Here is a 17,215-nt window from a genome sequence, read left to right as displayed (position 1 = left end):
CTGATGGCAGAAGATACAGGTCAAGAACGCACAGAGGACCCCACCGCCAAGCGACTGCAACAGTCGCGTGAAAAAGGGCAGGTAGCACGTTCTAAAGAGTTAGGAACTGCTGCGGTATTATTAGCTTCTGCAGTTGGCTTTGCGATTGTAGGCCCTAATCTTGCCCGGAGCCTGCACAGTGTAATGACGCAAATGTTAACCATGGACCGGGATCAAATTTTTGATACCAGCTCAATGTTTCGTGTATGGGGCGTTATTGGAAATGAGTTAGCTTTCCCTTTGATTAGTTTTATTGCCTTTCTCGCCCTTATTGCCTTTATTGGCAATATTATTTTAGGTGGGATGACTTTTTCCGTTAAAGCCTTTATGCCCAAAGGTAGCAAAATGAACCCTGCTAAAGGGTTTAAGAGAATGTTTGGTACTCAAGCTTTGGTCGAGCTAACTAAAGGGATTGCAAAGTTTTTGGTGGTTGCGGTATCTGCATATTTTCTATTAAGCTTTTACTTCTACGACATCATGACCTTATCAACAGATCATTTACCGGGAAACGTTTATCATGCGCTAGAGTTATTAGTGTGGATGTTCATTATATTATGTTCTTCCATGTTACTTATTGTGGTTATCGATGTGCCATTTCAAATATGGAATCACAATAAGCAGCTAAAAATGACTAAGCAAGAAGTCAAAGATGAATACAAAGACACGGAAGGTAAGCCTGAAGTAAAAGGCCGGATCAGGCAGATGCAGCATGAAATGGCGAACAAACGTATGATGTCAGAAGTGCCAAATGCCGATGTTATCGTAGTAAATCCCGAACATTACGCTGTGGCAGTTAAATATGATGTCAGTCAATCTGCTGCGCCGTTTTTAATTGCAAAAGGAATTGATGATGTAGCATTTAAAATTAGAGAAATCGCCAGAGAACATGAAGTACCGATTGTATCCGCACCGCCTTTAGCGCGAGCGATATATCATACGACCAAAATTGAGCAGCAAGTGCCCGAAGGCTTATTTACCGCAGTTGCACAAATTTTAGCTTATGTTTTTCAGTTAAAACAATATCAAAAAGGTAAGGGTAAACGCCCTAAACCCATTCCAATGAACCAACCTATCCCAGATGATTTAAAGCATTAAATCGTTTATAAATTCCCCATTCAGTTTGAGTCGGTTTTTAATAATATTCTTTTGGCTTAGTAATTGCATTTTACTGTCGTCGGCGTCAAGAATATTACTATAAAGGTTTTTTACTGATGGATGTAAAAGCAGCATTAGGTCAAGTTAAGCAAGTTAGGTTCAGTACTTTTAAAGGCGTAGGTACGCCATTGTTAGTGCTTGCAGCCCTAGGTATGGTGGTATTGCCCATGCCTGCTTTTCTTTTGGATATTCTGTTTTCATTCAATATCGCCCTAGCTTTAGTTGTGCTGCTCGTCGCCATTTACTCTGACAGACCGTTAGACTTTGCTGCATTTCCCAGTGTACTTCTGGTGGCGACTTTACTCCGTTTGGCGCTAAACGTAGCATCAACTCGAATTGTATTATTAGAAGGACATAACGGTGGAGATGCCGCCGGTAAAGTTATTGAAGCTTTCGGCTCTGTAGTGATTGGAGGCAACTATGCTGTGGGTTTAGTCGTTTTCCTTATTCTGATCATTATTAACTTTGCTGTAGTAACCAAAGGTGCTGGGCGTATCTCTGAAGTGAGCGCTCGATTTACACTTGATGCTATGCCTGGCAAACAAATGGCGATTGATGCTGATTTGAATGCGGGAACATTGACCCAAGATCAAGCACGAGTTCGCCGAGCTGAAGTCACTAAAGAAGCTGATTTTTACGGGGCAATGGATGGTGCTTCAAAATTTGTAAAAGGTGATGCCATTGCTGGGATCATGATTCTGGTGATTAACATTCTAGGTGGTTTTGTCATTGGTATGGTTCAACATGACTTAGATTTTTCTAGCGCTGTTGAGATCTATACCTTATTGACCATTGGTGATGGTCTAGTTGCACAAATTCCAGGACTACTGCTATCCATTGCTGCTGCACTAATGGTGACTCGTCAAAATGAGTCAGGTGATATGGGTGGCATGATGATAAGTCAGATGTTTGTTAGCCATAAATCTATGGCGATAGCATCAGGTGTATTATTTATTATGGGTATAGTACCCGGCATGCCTCACTTTGCTTTCTTAACTTTTGCTGGAATAACCGCATTTGCGGCTTATATGATTTACAAGCGCAATAACGATAATAAAACTGCAGCGCTTGAACAAGCGGTTAAAAACCCTGCTGAAGTGAAAGATACCGAACCGAAAGAGCTTAGCTGGGAAGACGTTCAACATGTTGACACAATTGGGCTTGAAGTCGGTTATCGCTTAATACCCTTAGTAGATAAAAGCCAAGGTGGTGAGTTACTCGGCCGTATTAAAGGGGTACGTAAGAAGTTATCTCAAGAATTAGGTTTCTTAGTTCCGGCGGTTCATATTCGAGACAACCTTGATTTATCACCGAATTGTTACCGTATTTCATTGATGGGTGTCGTGGTTGGAGAAGCAGAGGTTAGACATGATTGTGAGCTAGCCATTAATCCAGGGCAAGTTTACGGCAAGCTAGATGGGATTGAGACTACCGATCCTGCATTTGGTTTAGAGGCGGTGTGGATTGCGCCAGAGCAACGTGAACATGCACAGACTTTAGGTTATACCGTTGTGGATACTGCAACAGTTGTTGCAACTCATATCAGTCAGTTACTGACGAACAACGCAGCTAAATTGCTGGGTTATGAAGAAGTGCAGCAGCTAATGGATATGCTAGGTAAAAATTCTCCTAAACTCATAGATGGCTTTATTCCTGACATTATGCCGTTAGGCTCAGTGGTTAAAGTCATGCAAAACCTTCTAAATGAAGGTGTTTCTATCCGTGATTTACGCACAATCGTGCAAACCCTGTTAGAATACGGTACAAAGAGTAATGATACAGAAGTATTAACTGCAGCTGTACGTATTGCATTGAAACGAATGATTGTTCAAGAGATATCTGGACCGGAATTAGAAATCCCTGTCATAACATTGGCACCAGAGTTGGAACAGATGTTGCACAAGTCTATGCAAGCGACAGGCGGAGAAGGGCCAAATATCGAACCAGGCCTTGCAGAACGCATGCAGAAGTCATTATTAGACGCTTCTCAGAAGCAAGAAATGGTCGGTCAGCCAGCCATTTTATTGACATCAGGCATGCTAAGGTCAACGCTGTCACGATTTGTTAAATATACTATCCCGAATTTACGAGTTATTTCTTACCAAGAAATACCTGATGAAAAGCAAATACGCATAGTATCTGCAGTAGGGCAATAGCGATGACTATCTGTTTGAAAGAGGTGTGTAGTGAAGATTAAACGATTTTTTGCCAAAGACATGCGTTCAGCCTTAGCTCAAGTGAAAGAGACCTTGGGTTCTGACGCTGTGATTATGTCTAATAAAAAAGTAACAGGTGGAATAGAAATCGTTGCGGCTGTTGACTACGACGAGCCTAAAGCTGATGTTGCTGTTAACTCACCCGTTCCTGGATTTATGAATGTCAGCGATGATCAAGTCTCTCTTGGGCAAAGTAAGCCAACAGTGAAGGCGCAAACTAAAGTCAGTCCGCCGCCAGCAGCAGATTCTTTGCAAGCTTTGCTTGAAAAGCAGCATAATCGTTTACAGCAACAGATTTCACAGCGTGTTGAAGAACCTGAGTTACCAGATTGGGCGAAACAATTACAAGATACCAAAGCTAATAAAGTTGAACCTAAAGTACAGCAACCGCAATTTGAGCAGCCAAGAAGTGGTAATAAAAATCCGTCTGCTGAAATGGAAGCGATGCGCGAAGAAATGGCATCTTTAAGAGGCTTATTGACTCACCAAGTGTCATCCTTGATGAAAGATCAGAAAAAGCGCACCGATCCTGTTGGGGCCATGCTTGAAAGTAAATTAATCAATGCTGAGTTTTCACCTGCAGTTGCTGCTAAGTTAGCAGGGCTAAGTCAGCAATATACACCAGCAGATTTAGTAAGAGCATTGCCGCAAAGTTTAGCTAATTTATTAGATAATCAAGGTGATGATATTGTTCGAACTGGCGGTGTGGTTGCTTTTGTTGGGCCGACGGGTGTTGGCAAAACCACTTCATTGGCTAAATTGGCCGCAAGATTTGCTGCACATCATGGTCCTGAACAGGTTGCACTGATTACCACAGACCATTATCGTATTGGAGCCTATGAGCAATTGGCAACTTATGGCAAAATAATGGGATGTCCAGTAAAACAAGCTCATGATCTTGCTGAATTAGAACAAATTCTTTATCAGTTTAAGAATCGTAAGTTAGTATTAATAGATACGGCTGGAATGGGGCAACGTGATATGCGCCTATATCAGCAGTTAGATGATTTAATGGCTAACACAAGAATACCGATTAGAAGCTTTCTAGTGATGTCGGCAACCTCGCAAAGAAGAGTATTGCAAGATGCTGTGGAGCATTTTAAAAGAATCCCGCTTTCAGGGGTGATTTTAACTAAACTAGATGAATCCGTCTCGATTGCCGGCGCATTAAGTGTATTGATTCAAAATGGGTTACCATTAAGCTATATAACCGATGGTCAACGTGTTCCAGAAGATATGCAAGTTGCTGATACGCTTATGCTTGCTAAGCAAGCGTTAGCAGCATTGAACGACACAAAACCTCAAACGTCACATGACACTGCGTGGTCAAATGACATGGCCTATGCATTCGAGTAAAAATATGACCAGAGATCAAGCAAGTGGTTTACGTATGATGAATCAACCAAATAACGAAAAAGTAAAAGTAATTGCAGTCAGTGGTGGTAAAGGGGGCGTGGGTAAAACCAGCGTGTCAATTAATACAGCTGTTGCACTTGCAGAAAAAGGTAAACGAGTACTAGTGCTCGATGCCGATCTAGGCTTAGCCAATGTCGATGTGATGTTAGGTATTCGAGCGGAACGTAACTTATCTCATGTATTATCTGGTGAAGCAGAATTAGACGATATTATTGTTCGTGGCCCAAAAGGTATTGGCATTGTGCCAGCCACTTCAGGTACACAAGCGATGGTTGAACTTACTCAAGCTCAACATGTTGGCTTAATCCGTGCCTTTAGCGAAATGAAAACCCAGTTTGATATTTTAATTGTTGATACCGCAGCAGGTATCTCCGATATGGTATTGAGCTTTTCTCGTGCATCACAAGATGTACTTATTGTTGTTTGTGATGAACCGACATCAATTACCGATGCCTATGCGCTAATTAAAATCCTCAGCCGTGAGCATGGCGTGTTTCGTTTCAAAATTGTTGCCAATATGGTCAGAAGTTTGCGCGAGGGCATGGAATTATTTGCCAAACTCAGTAAAGTGACCGATAGATTTTTAGATGTTGCTTTAGAACTGGTTGCGACCGTTCCATTTGACGAAAACTTGCGTAAATCGGTACGTAAACAAAAGTTAGTCATTGAAGCTTTCCCTAAATCTCCAGCGGCAATTGCTTATCACGGTTTAGCCAATAAAATTATGAGCTGGCCCGTTCCGCAGCAACCTGGCGGGCACCTTGAATTCTTTGTTGAACGTTTAGTTCAGCGTAAAGAGACACAAGAGGACTCGACGAGTGAATAAAGCCGCAGCGTATACTCAGTTTGATAATAAAACTTCAATTGTTGAACAGTATGCTCCGTTGGTAAAAAGAATTGCACATCATATGCTAGCAAGGCTGCCAGCATCAGTGCAGTTAGATGACTTATTACAAGCAGGGATGATGGGGTTATTGGAAGCATCATCGAAATTTGATGGTAGTAAAGGTGCTAAGTTTGAGACTTTTGCTGGAATTCGAATTCGTGGCTCTATGATTGATGAAATCCGTCGCGGCGATTGGGTTCCTCGTTCTGTACATCGTAATCAGCGACGAGTCGCGCAGGTGATTGATGAACTAGGACAAGAGCTCGGTAGAGACGCTAAAGATACTGAAATTGCAGAGAAATTAGAGATGACTCTTGAAGAGTATCATCATATTCTAAATGATGTTTCAGTAGGTAAAATCATAGGTATTGAAGATCTTGGTGTTTCAGAAGACGTCATCGTCACTGAAGAAGTAACCCATGATGAAAGCTTTGATTCGCTAGCTGAAATGCAATTTAAGTCTGCATTATCTGAAGCAATTACCACATTACCCGAAAGAGATGCGTTAGTTTTGTCGCTATATTATGACGAAGCATTAAATTTAAAAGAAATCGGTGCCATTCTTGAGGTCAGTGAGTCGCGTGTTAGCCAGATATTAAGTCAGGCAATGCTGCGTCTTAAAGGCAAACTCAAGCATTGGACACAGGTATAATTATTAATATAGAGCACAATGTGTGAAGCTCACCGGAGGAAACCTTGGACAAGAATATGAAGATTCTTATTGTTGATGATTTTTCAACAATGAGACGTATCATCAAGAACTTGTTGCGAGACTTGGGATTTAACAATACCCAAGAAGCAGATGATGGCTCGACCGCGTTACCGATGTTACAAAAAAGCGAATTTGATTTTGTTGTAACTGACTGGAACATGCCTGGAATGCAAGGAATTGACTTACTAAAGGCAATTCGTGCAGATGATTCATTAAAACATTTACCAGTATTAATGGTCACTGCAGAAGCAAAACGTGAGCAAATTATTGCAGCAGCGCAAGCAGGTGTGAATGGTTATGTTGTTAAGCCATTTACTGCTGCAACCCTAAAAGAAAAACTCGATAAAATCTTTGAGCGTTTAGCATAAGCTAAGGATAAGTTATGCAGGCAGCCACATCAGGGTTAATTGATCTTGAGCAAGCCAAGCAACTCGTAAAATTACTTGAAGATGGCCAACAAGAACAAGCTGATGAAGTCATTCGTGACTTGTCAGCTCCTCTTCAACGGGAGTTGTTTGATGAAGTCGGAAAGTTGACACGTCAACTTCATAGTTCATTAAATGAATTCCAAATTGATACGCGATTAGCCGAACTTGCTAACAGTGAAATACCTGACGCAAAAGAAAGATTGAACTTTGTCATTGATATGACAGAGCAAGCTGCAAATAAAACCATGGATGCAGTTGAAGAATGTTTACCTTTGGCCGATACAATAATTAATAACATTCAATCGGTCACACCAATGTGGGACAAATTGATGCGAAGAGACATCGCTCTGAGCGAATTTAAGTCTCTGTGTCATGACGTTCAACACATCATGTCTCATAGCGAGCATGACTCAGGTAGGTTAAAGGAATTGCTTAATCAAATTTTGATGGCACAAGATTTCCAAGATTTAACTGGGCAAATGATCCGTCGTGTTATTGATTTAGTCAGAGAAGTAGAAAGCAGTTTAGTGTCAATGCTAACTATCTTTGGCGATAATGCAGCAGACTCAGCACGGGTCGTTGATGAAAATAAAATTGAAGCAGAAGGTCCTATCTTGAACGCTGAAACACGAGAAGACGTGGTAACTGGCCAAGATGAAGTTGATGATCTGCTATCAAGTCTGGGTTTCTAATTAGGAGTCAAATTTAATGTCTTTTGATGTTGATGAAGAGATACTCCAGGACTTTTTGATTGAAGCTGGTGAAATTTTAGAGCTTCTACAAGAGCAACTCGTCGCTCTTGAAAATAATCCTGATGATGCTGATTTACTTAATGCTATTTTTAGAGGTTTCCACACCGTAAAAGGTGGTGCAGGTTTTTTAAGCTTGGGACCGATGGTCGATGTTTGTCATGAAGCAGAAAATACCTTTGATTTACTGAGAACCGGTAAGCGTCAAGTAAACGCAGAGTTAATGGATATCATTCTACAAGCTGTTGATGCTATCAACAGCATGTTTGAGCAGACTCAGCAAGGTCAGCAACAAGATGATGCAGATCCTGATTTACTAGAAAAGCTTAAATTGCTGAGTTCTGGTGCTCCACTTCCCTCTGAATTATCTGAGCCTGTCGCTGAACCCGCAGCCGTTGAAGAGTTTATCGAAGCGATTACTGAAGAAGCGGTTATAGAGTCACAGCCAGAGGTTACAGTTGAAACAACTTCTTCTGATACTTCAGGCAGCATAGATGATATTGATGAAAGTGAATTTGAAGCATTGCTTGATGCATTGCATGGTCAAGGGAAAAGCCCGACATCAATTATTGAAGAACCGATTAGCGAACAAGTTAACGTACCAGCGACTGAGTCAGTAACCGAAAACGCTGCCAGCGATGAAATCACCGATGATGAGTTTGAAGCCTTACTTGATGAACTTCATGGTTCAGGTGGATTCCAATCCTCAGCCAAAGCGAGTGAGCCAGCCCCAATAGCTGAAGAGCCTAAAGTCGATGCTGACGACATTACTGATGATGAATTCGAAAAGTTACTTGATGAGTTACATGGTAAAGGCTCTGCACCAGCAGCAGTGACCCCAGCACCTGCTGCACCTCAAACACCTGTCAGCCCCAGTCAGCCCGAGCCTAGTACGCCTAAAAATACTAAGCCTGTAGAAGCTGCAAAAGCAGAACCTAAAGTATCTACAGAGCCCGCTAAAGCACCAAAAGCGCCAGTAGCTAAACCTGCTTCAGCAGCTAAACCCGCTGCCCAAAAGGCTGAACCTGCCAAAGCTCAAAATGCTATGCCTCAGGGTGAGACTACAGTTCGGGTTGATACCTCTCGATTAGACCAAATTATGAATATGGTTGGAGAGCTCGTATTAGTGCGTAATCGCTTGGTTAGCCTAGGCATTTCTCGCGATGATGAAGAGATGTCTAAAGCTTTAGCCAATTTAGATTTGGTTACAGCGGACCTTCAGGGCGCTGTGATGAAAACGCGTATGCAGCCAATCAAGAAAGTGTTCGGTCGCTTCCCACGCGTTGTACGCGATTTAGCGCGGACTTTGAATAAAGAAATTGACTTAATCATGGTTGGTGAAGACACCGATCTTGATAAAAACTTAGTTGAAGCTCTTGCTGATCCATTAGTCCATTTAGTTAGAAACTCTGTGGATCACGGCATTGAAATGCCAATAACCCGTGAAGCAAATGGTAAACCAAGAACGGGTACTATTACCTTATCTGCTAGTCAAGAAGGTGATCATATTCTTCTCAAAATTGAAGATGATGGCGCCGGTATGGATGCGGGTAAGTTAAAGGAAATTGCAATTAGTCGTGGTGTGTTGGATGAAGATTCCGCTGCCAGAATGACTGATAATGAAGCTTATAATTTAATTTTTGCTCCTGGATTTTCTACCAAAGTAGAAATCTCTGATATTTCAGGCCGTGGCGTGGGTATGGACGTGGTAAAAACACGTATCACTCAGTTAAATGGTACTGTGCATATTGATTCGGTTCAGGGCAAAGGGACAATCTTAGAGATTAAAGTTCCACTCACATTAGCAATTATGCCAACTCTGATGGTTGATGTTGCTAAGCAAGTATTTGCTTTACCTCTTTCAAGCGTTAATGAAATTTTCCATCTCGATCTAACTAAAACAAATGTAGTAGATGGTCAATTAACCGTTATTGTGCGTGATAAAGCCGTACCGTTATTTTATTTAGAGCAATGGTTACATCGAAATAAAACCAACTTTACCCATGGTGATAAAAAGCAGGGACATGTTGTCATTGTACAACTTGGCACAATGCAAATAGGTTTTGTTGTCGATGCGCTCATTGGCCAAGAAGAGGTGGTTATTAAACCTCTTGGCAGTATGTTGCAAGGCACGCCAGGTATGGCGGGAGCGACGATTACTTCTGATGGTGGTATTGCACTCATTCTAGATGTGCCAGGTTTATTAAAATATTACGCCAAAAGTAAGAAATAAAAGTTCCATTATTTAAGGAATTAAATGGCTACTAAAGTTTTAGTTGTTGATGACTCAAGTTTCTTTAGACGACGAGTCAGTGAGATTGTTAATCAAGATCCTGACTTGGAAGTTGTGGGAGTTGCCGTTAACGGTAAAGAAGCCGTTGATATGGCTGCCCAGTTGAAACCTCAAGTCATCACTATGGATATTGAAATGCCTGTAATGGACGGTATTACTGCCGTTCGTGAAATAATGGCGTCAAATCCAACTCCAATATTGATGTTTTCTTCTTTAACTCATGACGGAGCGCAAGCGACTCTAGATGCATTAGATGCAGGCGCATTAGATTTTCTACCTAAGCGCTTTGAAGACATTGCCTCAAATAAAGACGATGCGATTAAACTCTTACAGCAAAGAGTTAAAGCATTAGGTCGCCGACGTTTATATAGACCTGTAACCCGATCAAGTTCAACTGCTGCAAGCCCAACGACAGCAAGCTCAACTAATGCAAGAGCTGCGGGCTCTAGTCTTAGTGGTTCATCTAGCAACGTAAAATCTGCTTTAGGCTCAAAGTTATCTTCTTCAAGTTCTACAAGTCAGCCAGCGGCTTCATCAAGCTCAGTTGCTTCTATTCGAGCGAGCGGGAAAAAATATAAAGCATTATTAATTGGGACATCAACAGGTGGCCCTGTTGCTTTACAAAAAATCTTGACAGCTTTCCCTGCTAATTATCCTCATCCAATTTTATTAATCCAACATATGCCTGCTGCGTTTACACCAGCTTTTGCTAATCGTCTTAATAGCTTATGTAAAATTCAAGTAAAAGAAGCACAGACCGGTGATGTACTTAAACCAGGTTGTGCTTACCTTGCACCTGGTGGCATGCAGTTGATGGTTGAAAAAAGTGGCTCTTTAGGCCGTTTGAAGGTTATCGCTGGTAACGCGGACATGAACTATAAGCCGAGTGTTGATATTACCTTTGCTTCAGCTTCAAAAGCCTTTGGTAGCGATGTAATGGCAGTCGTATTGACCGGAATGGGAGCTGATGGTCGTGAGGGTGCTAGAATGTTAAAAGCTGCCGGCGCTACGATTTGGGCTCAAGATGAAGCGAGTTGCGTTGTCTATGGCATGCCCCAAGCTGTGACTTCTGCAGGAATTTCTAGCCACTCAATAGCATTAGACAGCATGGCTGAAGCTATTATCAAAGAAACCGCTCGTGGCTAGGGCTAAGCGTGCAATGTCTACACAACACATGTTTGTTGTGTTTATATTGATTATTGCAGTGATATGTTTAGGCAGTTTATATTTTGATTTAGCGAAAAAAAATCGTGAACTTGAAATAGAAGTAAAAGCACTGAAAGCATCGCAAGTGCTGTTAATGGTTCCCGATGATCAAGCCGAACAAATTGCAAACTGGCTAGCTAAATATCCTGAACAAACTCAAGCTATGGCTGCTAGAGCCGCGAAGGGTGAAGATATCACCATGGCATTTGGGCCAGGTAGCGAGCTAGTTAGCTCAGAGACTCCTGATAGCCGTTTAATGACTGAGCAAGCAAAAAATTCTGCACTTTCAAGTCAAGCAGTCACTGAAAATGCACAAGGCGTCAAAGTTATCACGTTGCCTCATGGTGGAATTCGAGTGACAACGCGAGAGTCTGAGACACCTAAAAACAATAAATAAGTGCAAACAATATTGAGTGACGAGGCGTGATTTGAAAGTATGGACAATAGCTAATCAAAAAGGCGGAGTGGGTAAGACGACCACAGTTGCAAGCTTAGCTGGTGCGTTGGTAAAACGTGGACAGCGAGTGTTGATGATAGACACAGATCCTCACGCGTCACTGGGTTATTATCTTGGTATTGATTCTGAGCAAGTACCTAGTTCTCTTTATGATATTTTTCTCGCCCATAAAAACTTAACTTTAGAAGATGTAGAAAAACACATCGTTCCTACATCTATTGATGGTTTAGATTTGATTCCAGCCACTATGGCCTTGGCAACACTTGATCGGGCGCTAGGCCATCAGGAAGGAATGGGCTTAGTACTGCGAAATGTAACCTCATTACTTGAAGATAAATATGATGTGGCCATCATTGATTGTCCTCCGATTTTAGGCGTGTTGATGGTGAATGCGCTAGCAGCTAGCCAGCACATTGTTATACCGGTACAAACTGAATTTTTAGCCATTAAGGGCTTAGAAAGAATGATAAAAACCATGGGGTTAATGGGACGTTCTAAAAAAACTTCTTACAGCTTCACCATTTTACCGACCATGTTTGATCGCCGTACTAAAGCCTCGCCAACAGCACTAAAGTCGTTAGAGGAAACATACCCTGATACTTTATGGCCTGATGTGATCCCTGTGGATACTAAGTTTAGGGATGCCAGCTTAGCGCACATTCCTGTATCGCATTTTTTCCCAAGTTCTCGTGGCATGAAAGCTTACAATCGATTATTAGACTTTTTGTTAGCGAAGGAGTTTAAGCATGTCAAAATCGGTTGACGAGACTGTTTTTGATTTTTTCTCTGTCTTATTACAAGAGCCTTCAAAAGAGGTTCCAGTTACTGCTGAAAATGAACTTAATAGCACAAAAAAAGAAGTTGAATCTGTTAGCTTTAAAAAACAACACAGCAAAACAATTAGCAAACCTAGCTTAAAGAGCACTCAAGATAAAACGACTGTTGCGGCTAAGAGCCCACAAGTTGAATCGCAAAAAGTGCATACTGAGGTAAACAAAGAGTTTGCCGAACCTCAAGTGGATAAAGCTGCACTGTCGAAATTGTTATCGGCAGTTTCTAAATCGTCGATTAAGCATCATGAGCATGAGGTTAAAGCGTTAAAGACTGAAGAAAATACGCCTGAACCCATAAAAACTCAGCAGCAAGTTCAACAAGAAATAAAATCGAAAGCTCAGCAAGTTAGACAACAACTCGGTCAAGTTGTGGTTGAAAAAGAACTGACTGAAAAAACTGAAACTTTATCTTCTGTTGATAATAAAGAATCTCAATTTTCAGCCGATATAAAGCTAGATAAAGCTGAAACGAGTATTAGCGCAGTCGACAGTGAGCAAGACTCTCCTGTCACACAACAGTCAGCGGTACCGCCGAGCATTACGCGTAATTTACAAGATGTGTTAGATGACGAGTTTCAGGTTTTATTTTTCAATGTTGCGGGTTTAACATTAGCTGTGCCATTGGTAAGTTTGGGTGGAATTGTTAAAATAGAGCATATAAATCATTTAATTGGACGTCCTGATTGGTTTTTAGGTGTACAAACTCGTCGTGAACAGAAAGTAAATGTTGTTGATAGCTGCCGCTGGGTGATGCCAGAGAAATACACTAAAGAATTGGCTGACAGTATCGACTATCAATACCTTGTAATGTTAGAAGACAGTGACTGGGGACTTGCATGCGAATCTTTGGTTAATGCCGTTAGAATAGATAAATCTCACGTTAATTGGCGTGAAAAGCCTGGTAAGCGCCCTTGGCTTGCTGGAGTAGTAAAAGAACAAATGTGTGGTATTTTGAATGTGCAAGCACTTATCGAAATGCTAGATGCAGGATTAGGTTGTCAAGATTCGATTGACTGAGGTTATTTATGACAGACTCGAGAAATGTTGCAGCAGTTGCTGCTGGTAAAGAAGACGTAGTACTACAGTGGGTTACATTTAAATTAGACAATGAAACTTACGGTATTAATGTAATGCAAGTTCAGGAAGTATTACGCTATACCGAAATTGCTCCTGTTCCTGGTGCTCCTTTATATGTACTTGGTATTATTAATCTCCGTGGTAACGTAGTTACAGTCATTGATACCCGTTCGCGTTTTGGTTTAGATGCTGCAGAAGTCGATGACTCATCAAGAATTGTCATTATTGAAGCTGAAAAACAAGTCATTGGTATTTTGGTTGATAGTGTCGCTGAGGTTGTATATTTACGCCGTTCAGAAATTGATAATGCACCAAATGTAGGAACTGAAGAAAGTGCTAAGTTTATTCAAGGCGTGAGTAACCGTGACAACGAACTATTGATCTTAGTGGATTTAGACAAGTTATTATCAGATGATGAATGGGCTGAAATTACTCAGTTATAATAAAATAACTTAGTCATAGTGTTTGACAATCAAAGCCAGCATTATTTTTTGCTGGCTTTTGTGTTTTAATGACTTAATTCAATTCGCTAAGGAAAATAAATGTCGCAAGAATTGCTGATTACGATCGCTGTTTATGTTGTTAGTTGCGCTGTCATATGGATGGTTTTCAGTAAAAAGACAACAAAACTGCAGAGCAAAGTCGATGCGTTAACTGTTTTAGTAAAAGAGCAGGATCGACAGCGTGAAACGGTTAAAAAAGAACTTCAAGAACTCCGCAGTGGCACCATTGGCGTTGGTAGAAGAGTTGTAGAGCTTGAGCAGAAAATGGCTAAACAATCTGAACAGATTGAAGAAGCAAGTCAGCAAGACCCACAATCTAAGATGTATTCCAGAGCGTTAAAAATGGTGGGTTTAGGTGCTGGGGTTGAAGAGTTGATGCAAGAATGTGAATTACCTAAAGCTGAAGCTGAGTTGATAATTCGGTTACATAAAAAGTAATTGGGTTCTCTTAGCGTATTAGCTTAGGTGTATTAGATTAGTCATATAAGTTTAGGCTTTTTCAATAATTTTTTGGTGAAGGTTGTTCCATTGTTCAGGGAACTTGCCATCAAGCATATAAACAAATGCAATAAGCTCTGCAATTAATGTGTAGAGCTCCTCAGGGACTTCATCACCTAGCTCAAGCAATTGTAGAAAATTACTAAGATGTTCATCTTGATGGATATAAACTCCAGCATCTTTAGCTAAAGCAATAATCTCTTCCGCAATTAAATCCTTACCCGTTGCTGTGATAGTAGGAGCTTTATTTCCGTCAAAACTTAATGCTACCGCTTTCTTTACATCTTTCATGTCAATGTTCCTTTTATACCAATCAGCATAATAATATGCTCATTCTTACTGGTTAAAATCACTTATAACGTCGTTAGAAATTTTGTAGGTAGAGCAACTAGCTAGCTGCAATTCCTGCCTTGTTCTAAGCGATTTTCCCTAAGCAATATCTGATCACTTATTTATCCCGATTGGTATTACAGAGAAAATTTATGCATTGGTTTTCACTAAGAAATGATCCCCTGGTAACAATGTCGCAGGAACAACATCTATCTTAGTGCTGATATCCCTTGCTTGTAGACCTGCCTGTTGAATCTTCCCTGTAAGCGACGTTTGGTATTGCTCCACCTTAGACAACACCTGCTTGTCATTTCCTGTAAAGGTTAAATCCAAGTATTCACCTTGCTTAACAGCCATCACAAGTAAAGGTCCTTGAGCTAAGTTAAACTTTAATTGCAGACGCCAAGAATTGTTATCGTTTTCATTTTCATCTGTTGGTGATTTCTCAAATTTTCCTTCTAATTGCTCATCTCTTTGGCCAATTGAGTAGGGTAAAGCAAAGTACCAGGTTGTATTTTGATTTGTGTCGCTACTACTTTGTTGATACATACCAATGCTGCTAGCAAGCTTTGTCATCGACTCTATGCTGCCGGCTTTGTCTAATGCGGTTAATAACTGTGGAGTGAGTGTCGATGAGCTCAGCATCTTCTGCTGCAGCTTGTTCATGTATGACTGTAAACGCGGGCTGGTTGTGGTATTACTACTTTGCAACTTAAAGCCTAACAAAAGCTGGAATAAGCTGGTTATAGCCCCTCCAGAAAGGTTGGTATTGGCTGTCTGCATAGCTTGAGACAAATTTAAACTTGCTAAACTTTTAAGCTCTGCTTTTAACAGTGCAGGGTTAGCAAGTTCAGTTAAAGGGGAAGGGTCTAATTTAGGAAACAATTTTAATAATTGAGTCGCGAGGTTTTGCTGAACATTATCACCATCTGTGCGCATTGGCATGGCTCCAGCTTTTGACAAATTTTGATTTAATACCTCAAATGGTGATTTAAACGACTTACTTATTTGAGTTTGGTTTATTGCCATCGTTTCAGGATTCAACTTACTTAGCAGTAATTTCAATTCACTCATTTGATTTACAGTTAAGCTCGTTCCCGGTTTTAATAAGCTCTGATTTATTTGCAATTCCAGTTGTTTAAATACATTCAGTTCAAGCTTAGTATGCTGGTTTAGATAGTTTTTTAATTGTTCTAAGGTCTTACTGCTTAAGGGAGACTGAACAATAGCGCTTAGGTTTTGTGGTAATTGCTGATTGGCTGCGGTTTTTTGCTCCGTAAGGGTGTTTTCATTAAACGGGATCCGTTCCAGTTTTTTTAAAAATTGAGTGATGATTTGAATTGGTTCTGATTTAGCAATGACAGTACTTTCTAATGATTGTGAAGCCTTAATTGCTTGATTTGAAATTGGGCTAATAGACACGTTATCAATCAGTTGAATTGGGGTTAAGCGTAATTGTAGTTGCCCTGCTAATTGGGTTATCTGTGCTAGGTGAGGACCTGAGGGCAACTTATTGAGTGGCGAGACCATAATTTTAGTGCCATTGTCAAAATGAAGCCTGTTATTATTTATTTCGACAGAAGGTAACTGATAGCCTTGAGTCCGTGTTGCTAATGCCAAAAGCTGCTGAGATGAAACGCCATTTGATTTTGCTAATTGGAGTATTTCATCTGGGAGATTCAGTTTGATTGCTTGTGATGCTATTACAATTTGTTTAAGAACCTGCTGATTTTGGGCGTTGACTGCTGAAGTAGGCATAGCTTGTAGCTGGCTTAAGTTATCAGCACTAAGCATCACTTTTGCACCGGACTGTATTAACTGGCGAAGCTGCTCGTTGGTTTGAATTTGAAATAATTTCCCATCCACTTCAATAGCTAGGCTATTAGCTTTGGATGCACTAACTGAGCTTACTGAAGCTAATTGATCCTGAGTTAAGACTTTTACTGCTCTCAATGCAGTATTTACAGCGACAGAGCTGTCGGTGCCTTTAGTGGCTTTTTGTTGTTCTGGCGATGGTTTGTTATCACCGCTTAGGTTAGCTGTTTCAGGGTTAACTTGTGACTTAACACTATTTTGGGAAGCGAGACTGGTTTTGGAAGCATGACTAGAAAGAGAATCTGTAGATGATGCTCTTAATGTGGATAATTCGGAAGAGTTTGTTAATTTTATTGAAGTCATGATAAACCCAATATCACCTTTAAATATGTTCTATTACAATTTAACTGTTGATTTACAGAGTTTCAGCAGTATTCTTAGCGATAATTGTTTAGCCAGAATGTCAAAGTTCAACTTTCAAATCTAGCGTATTTGATACTAACCTTTATCGACTCACAACCACTAAGCTTTAACGTTTCAATTCATTTACTTTCGAATACAACTTGTGGTTTATTTTATGTTTTGAATGTTAGTTATAGTAT

16 protein-coding genes are annotated in these 17,215 nt (G+C 40.7%); 14 read left to right on the top strand and 2 right to left on the bottom strand.

All coding sequences use genetic code 11. The annotated features are described in order from the left end of the window. The first annotated feature begins 3 nt into the window (after positions 1-3). The 14 genes from flhB (at position 4) to FNZ24_RS07600 (ending at position 14,408) form a co-directional block, all read left to right on the top strand. Positions 4-1,134 (top strand): flagellar biosynthesis protein FlhB, encoded by a 1,131-nt coding sequence (gene flhB / locus FNZ24_RS07665; RefSeq protein WP_153913899.1) that lies wholly within the window; start codon positions 4-6, stop codon positions 1,132-1,134. Positions 1,135-1,250: 116 nt separating this feature from the next. Further along, entirely contained in the window at positions 1,251-3,350 is a 2,100-nt protein-coding gene (gene flhA, locus FNZ24_RS07660) for a flagellar biosynthesis protein FlhA (RefSeq protein WP_153913898.1), read from the top strand. 30 nt (positions 3,351-3,380) lie between these two features. Then, positions 3,381-4,766: a flagellar biosynthesis protein FlhF gene (gene flhF / locus FNZ24_RS07655; RefSeq protein WP_153913897.1), complete on the top strand. Its 1,386-nt coding sequence runs from the start codon at positions 3,381-3,383 to the stop codon at positions 4,764-4,766. A gap of 4 nt (positions 4,767-4,770) precedes the next feature. Then, positions 4,771-5,652 carry a MinD/ParA family protein gene (locus FNZ24_RS07650; protein ID WP_153913896.1) on the top strand — a complete coding sequence of 294 codons (882 nt, stop codon included), beginning with the start codon at positions 4,771-4,773 and terminating at the stop codon, positions 5,650-5,652. Further along, positions 5,645-6,364 carry an RNA polymerase sigma factor FliA gene (locus FNZ24_RS07645; RefSeq protein WP_153913895.1) on the top strand — a complete coding sequence of 240 codons (720 nt, stop codon included), beginning with the start codon at positions 5,645-5,647 and terminating at the stop codon, positions 6,362-6,364. Before FNZ24_RS07650 ends, FNZ24_RS07645 begins: the two co-directional genes overlap by 8 nt. A 44-nt stretch (positions 6,365-6,408) precedes the next feature. Further along, on the top strand, positions 6,409-6,792 hold the full coding sequence (gene cheY / locus FNZ24_RS07640) for a chemotaxis response regulator CheY (RefSeq protein WP_080916243.1): 384 nt from the start codon (positions 6,409-6,411) through the stop codon (positions 6,790-6,792). A 14-nt stretch (positions 6,793-6,806) separates the two neighbouring features. Next, complete coding sequence (locus tag FNZ24_RS07635; RefSeq protein WP_153913894.1) at positions 6,807-7,544, top strand: protein phosphatase CheZ; 738 nt, start codon at positions 6,807-6,809, stop codon at positions 7,542-7,544. Between the two features lie 16 nt (positions 7,545-7,560). Next, positions 7,561-9,834: a chemotaxis protein CheA gene (locus FNZ24_RS07630; RefSeq protein WP_153913893.1), complete on the top strand. Its 2,274-nt coding sequence runs from the start codon at positions 7,561-7,563 to the stop codon at positions 9,832-9,834. A 24-nt stretch (positions 9,835-9,858) separates the two neighbouring features. Beyond that, positions 9,859-11,040 carry a protein-glutamate methylesterase/protein-glutamine glutaminase gene (locus FNZ24_RS07625; protein WP_153913892.1) on the top strand — a complete coding sequence of 394 codons (1,182 nt, stop codon included), beginning with the start codon at positions 9,859-9,861 and terminating at the stop codon, positions 11,038-11,040. 13 nt (positions 11,041-11,053) lie between these two features. Further along, complete coding sequence (locus FNZ24_RS07620) at positions 11,054-11,497, top strand: membrane anchored protein in chemotaxis locus (RefSeq protein WP_153913891.1); 444 nt, start codon at positions 11,054-11,056, stop codon at positions 11,495-11,497. A gap of 31 nt (positions 11,498-11,528) precedes the next feature. After that, a complete protein-coding gene (locus FNZ24_RS07615; protein WP_153913890.1) occupies positions 11,529-12,320 on the top strand; it encodes a ParA family protein in 792 nt (263 codons plus the stop codon). After that, on the top strand, positions 12,304-13,407 hold the full coding sequence (locus FNZ24_RS07610) for a chemotaxis protein CheW (protein WP_153913889.1): 1,104 nt from the start codon (positions 12,304-12,306) through the stop codon (positions 13,405-13,407). The genes FNZ24_RS07615 and FNZ24_RS07610 overlap by 17 nt, the downstream gene beginning before the upstream one ends. A gap of 8 nt (positions 13,408-13,415) precedes the next feature. Further along, entirely contained in the window at positions 13,416-13,910 is a 495-nt protein-coding gene (locus FNZ24_RS07605; protein ID WP_102529032.1) for a chemotaxis protein CheW, read from the top strand. Between the two features lie 99 nt (positions 13,911-14,009). After that, a complete protein-coding gene (locus FNZ24_RS07600) occupies positions 14,010-14,408 on the top strand; it encodes a DUF2802 domain-containing protein (protein ID WP_153913888.1) in 399 nt (132 codons plus the stop codon). A gap of 51 nt (positions 14,409-14,459) precedes the next feature. Here the strand turns inward: FNZ24_RS07600 and FNZ24_RS07595 are convergent, their stop codons facing one another. Beyond that, positions 14,460-14,759, bottom strand: a complete 300-nt coding sequence (locus tag FNZ24_RS07595) for an EscU/YscU/HrcU family type III secretion system export apparatus switch protein (RefSeq protein ID WP_153913887.1) — start codon at positions 14,757-14,759, stop codon at positions 14,460-14,462. 189 nt (positions 14,760-14,948) lie between these two features. After that, positions 14,949-16,976 carry a hypothetical protein gene (locus tag FNZ24_RS07590; protein WP_153913886.1) on the bottom strand — a complete coding sequence of 676 codons (2,028 nt, stop codon included), beginning with the start codon at positions 16,974-16,976 and terminating at the stop codon, positions 14,949-14,951. Positions 16,977-17,215 lie beyond the last annotated feature (239 nt).

The organism is Shewanella sp. TC10, assembly GCF_009663145.1.
Lineage (GTDB): Bacteria > Pseudomonadota > Gammaproteobacteria > Enterobacterales > Shewanellaceae > Shewanella.
Note: the sequence above shows the minus strand (reverse complement) of the source record. Positions and strands in the feature narration are given on the sequence as shown.

What these genes read in the sequence shown, in the direction of transcription:
- flhB (WP_153913899.1), top strand. Translation starts at nt 4, where the DNA reads ATGGCAGAAGATACAGGTCAAGAACGCACAGAGGACCCCACCGCCAAG.
- flhA (WP_153913898.1), top strand. Translation starts at nt 1,251, where the DNA reads ATGGATGTAAAAGCAGCATTAGGTCAAGTTAAGCAAGTTAGGTTCAGT.
- FNZ24_RS07650 (WP_153913896.1), top strand. Translation starts at nt 4,771, where the DNA reads ATGACCAGAGATCAAGCAAGTGGTTTACGTATGATGAATCAACCAAAT.
- FNZ24_RS07635 (WP_153913894.1), top strand. Translation starts at nt 6,807, where the DNA reads ATGCAGGCAGCCACATCAGGGTTAATTGATCTTGAGCAAGCCAAGCAA.
- FNZ24_RS07630 (WP_153913893.1), top strand. Translation starts at nt 7,561, where the DNA reads ATGTCTTTTGATGTTGATGAAGAGATACTCCAGGACTTTTTGATTGAA.
- FNZ24_RS07625 (WP_153913892.1), top strand. Translation starts at nt 9,859, where the DNA reads ATGGCTACTAAAGTTTTAGTTGTTGATGACTCAAGTTTCTTTAGACGA.
- FNZ24_RS07620 (WP_153913891.1), top strand. Translation starts at nt 11,054, where the DNA reads ATGTCTACACAACACATGTTTGTTGTGTTTATATTGATTATTGCAGTG.
- FNZ24_RS07610 (WP_153913889.1), top strand. Translation starts at nt 12,304, where the DNA reads ATGTCAAAATCGGTTGACGAGACTGTTTTTGATTTTTTCTCTGTCTTA.
- FNZ24_RS07605 (WP_102529032.1), top strand. Translation starts at nt 13,416, where the DNA reads ATGACAGACTCGAGAAATGTTGCAGCAGTTGCTGCTGGTAAAGAAGAC.
- FNZ24_RS07600 (WP_153913888.1), top strand. Translation starts at nt 14,010, where the DNA reads ATGTCGCAAGAATTGCTGATTACGATCGCTGTTTATGTTGTTAGTTGC.
- FNZ24_RS07595 (WP_153913887.1), bottom strand. Translation starts at nt 14,759, where the DNA reads ATGAAAGATGTAAAGAAAGCGGTAGCATTAAGTTTTGACGGAAATAAA.
- FNZ24_RS07590 (WP_153913886.1), bottom strand. Translation starts at nt 16,976, where the DNA reads ATGACTTCAATAAAATTAACAAACTCTTCCGAATTATCCACATTAAGA.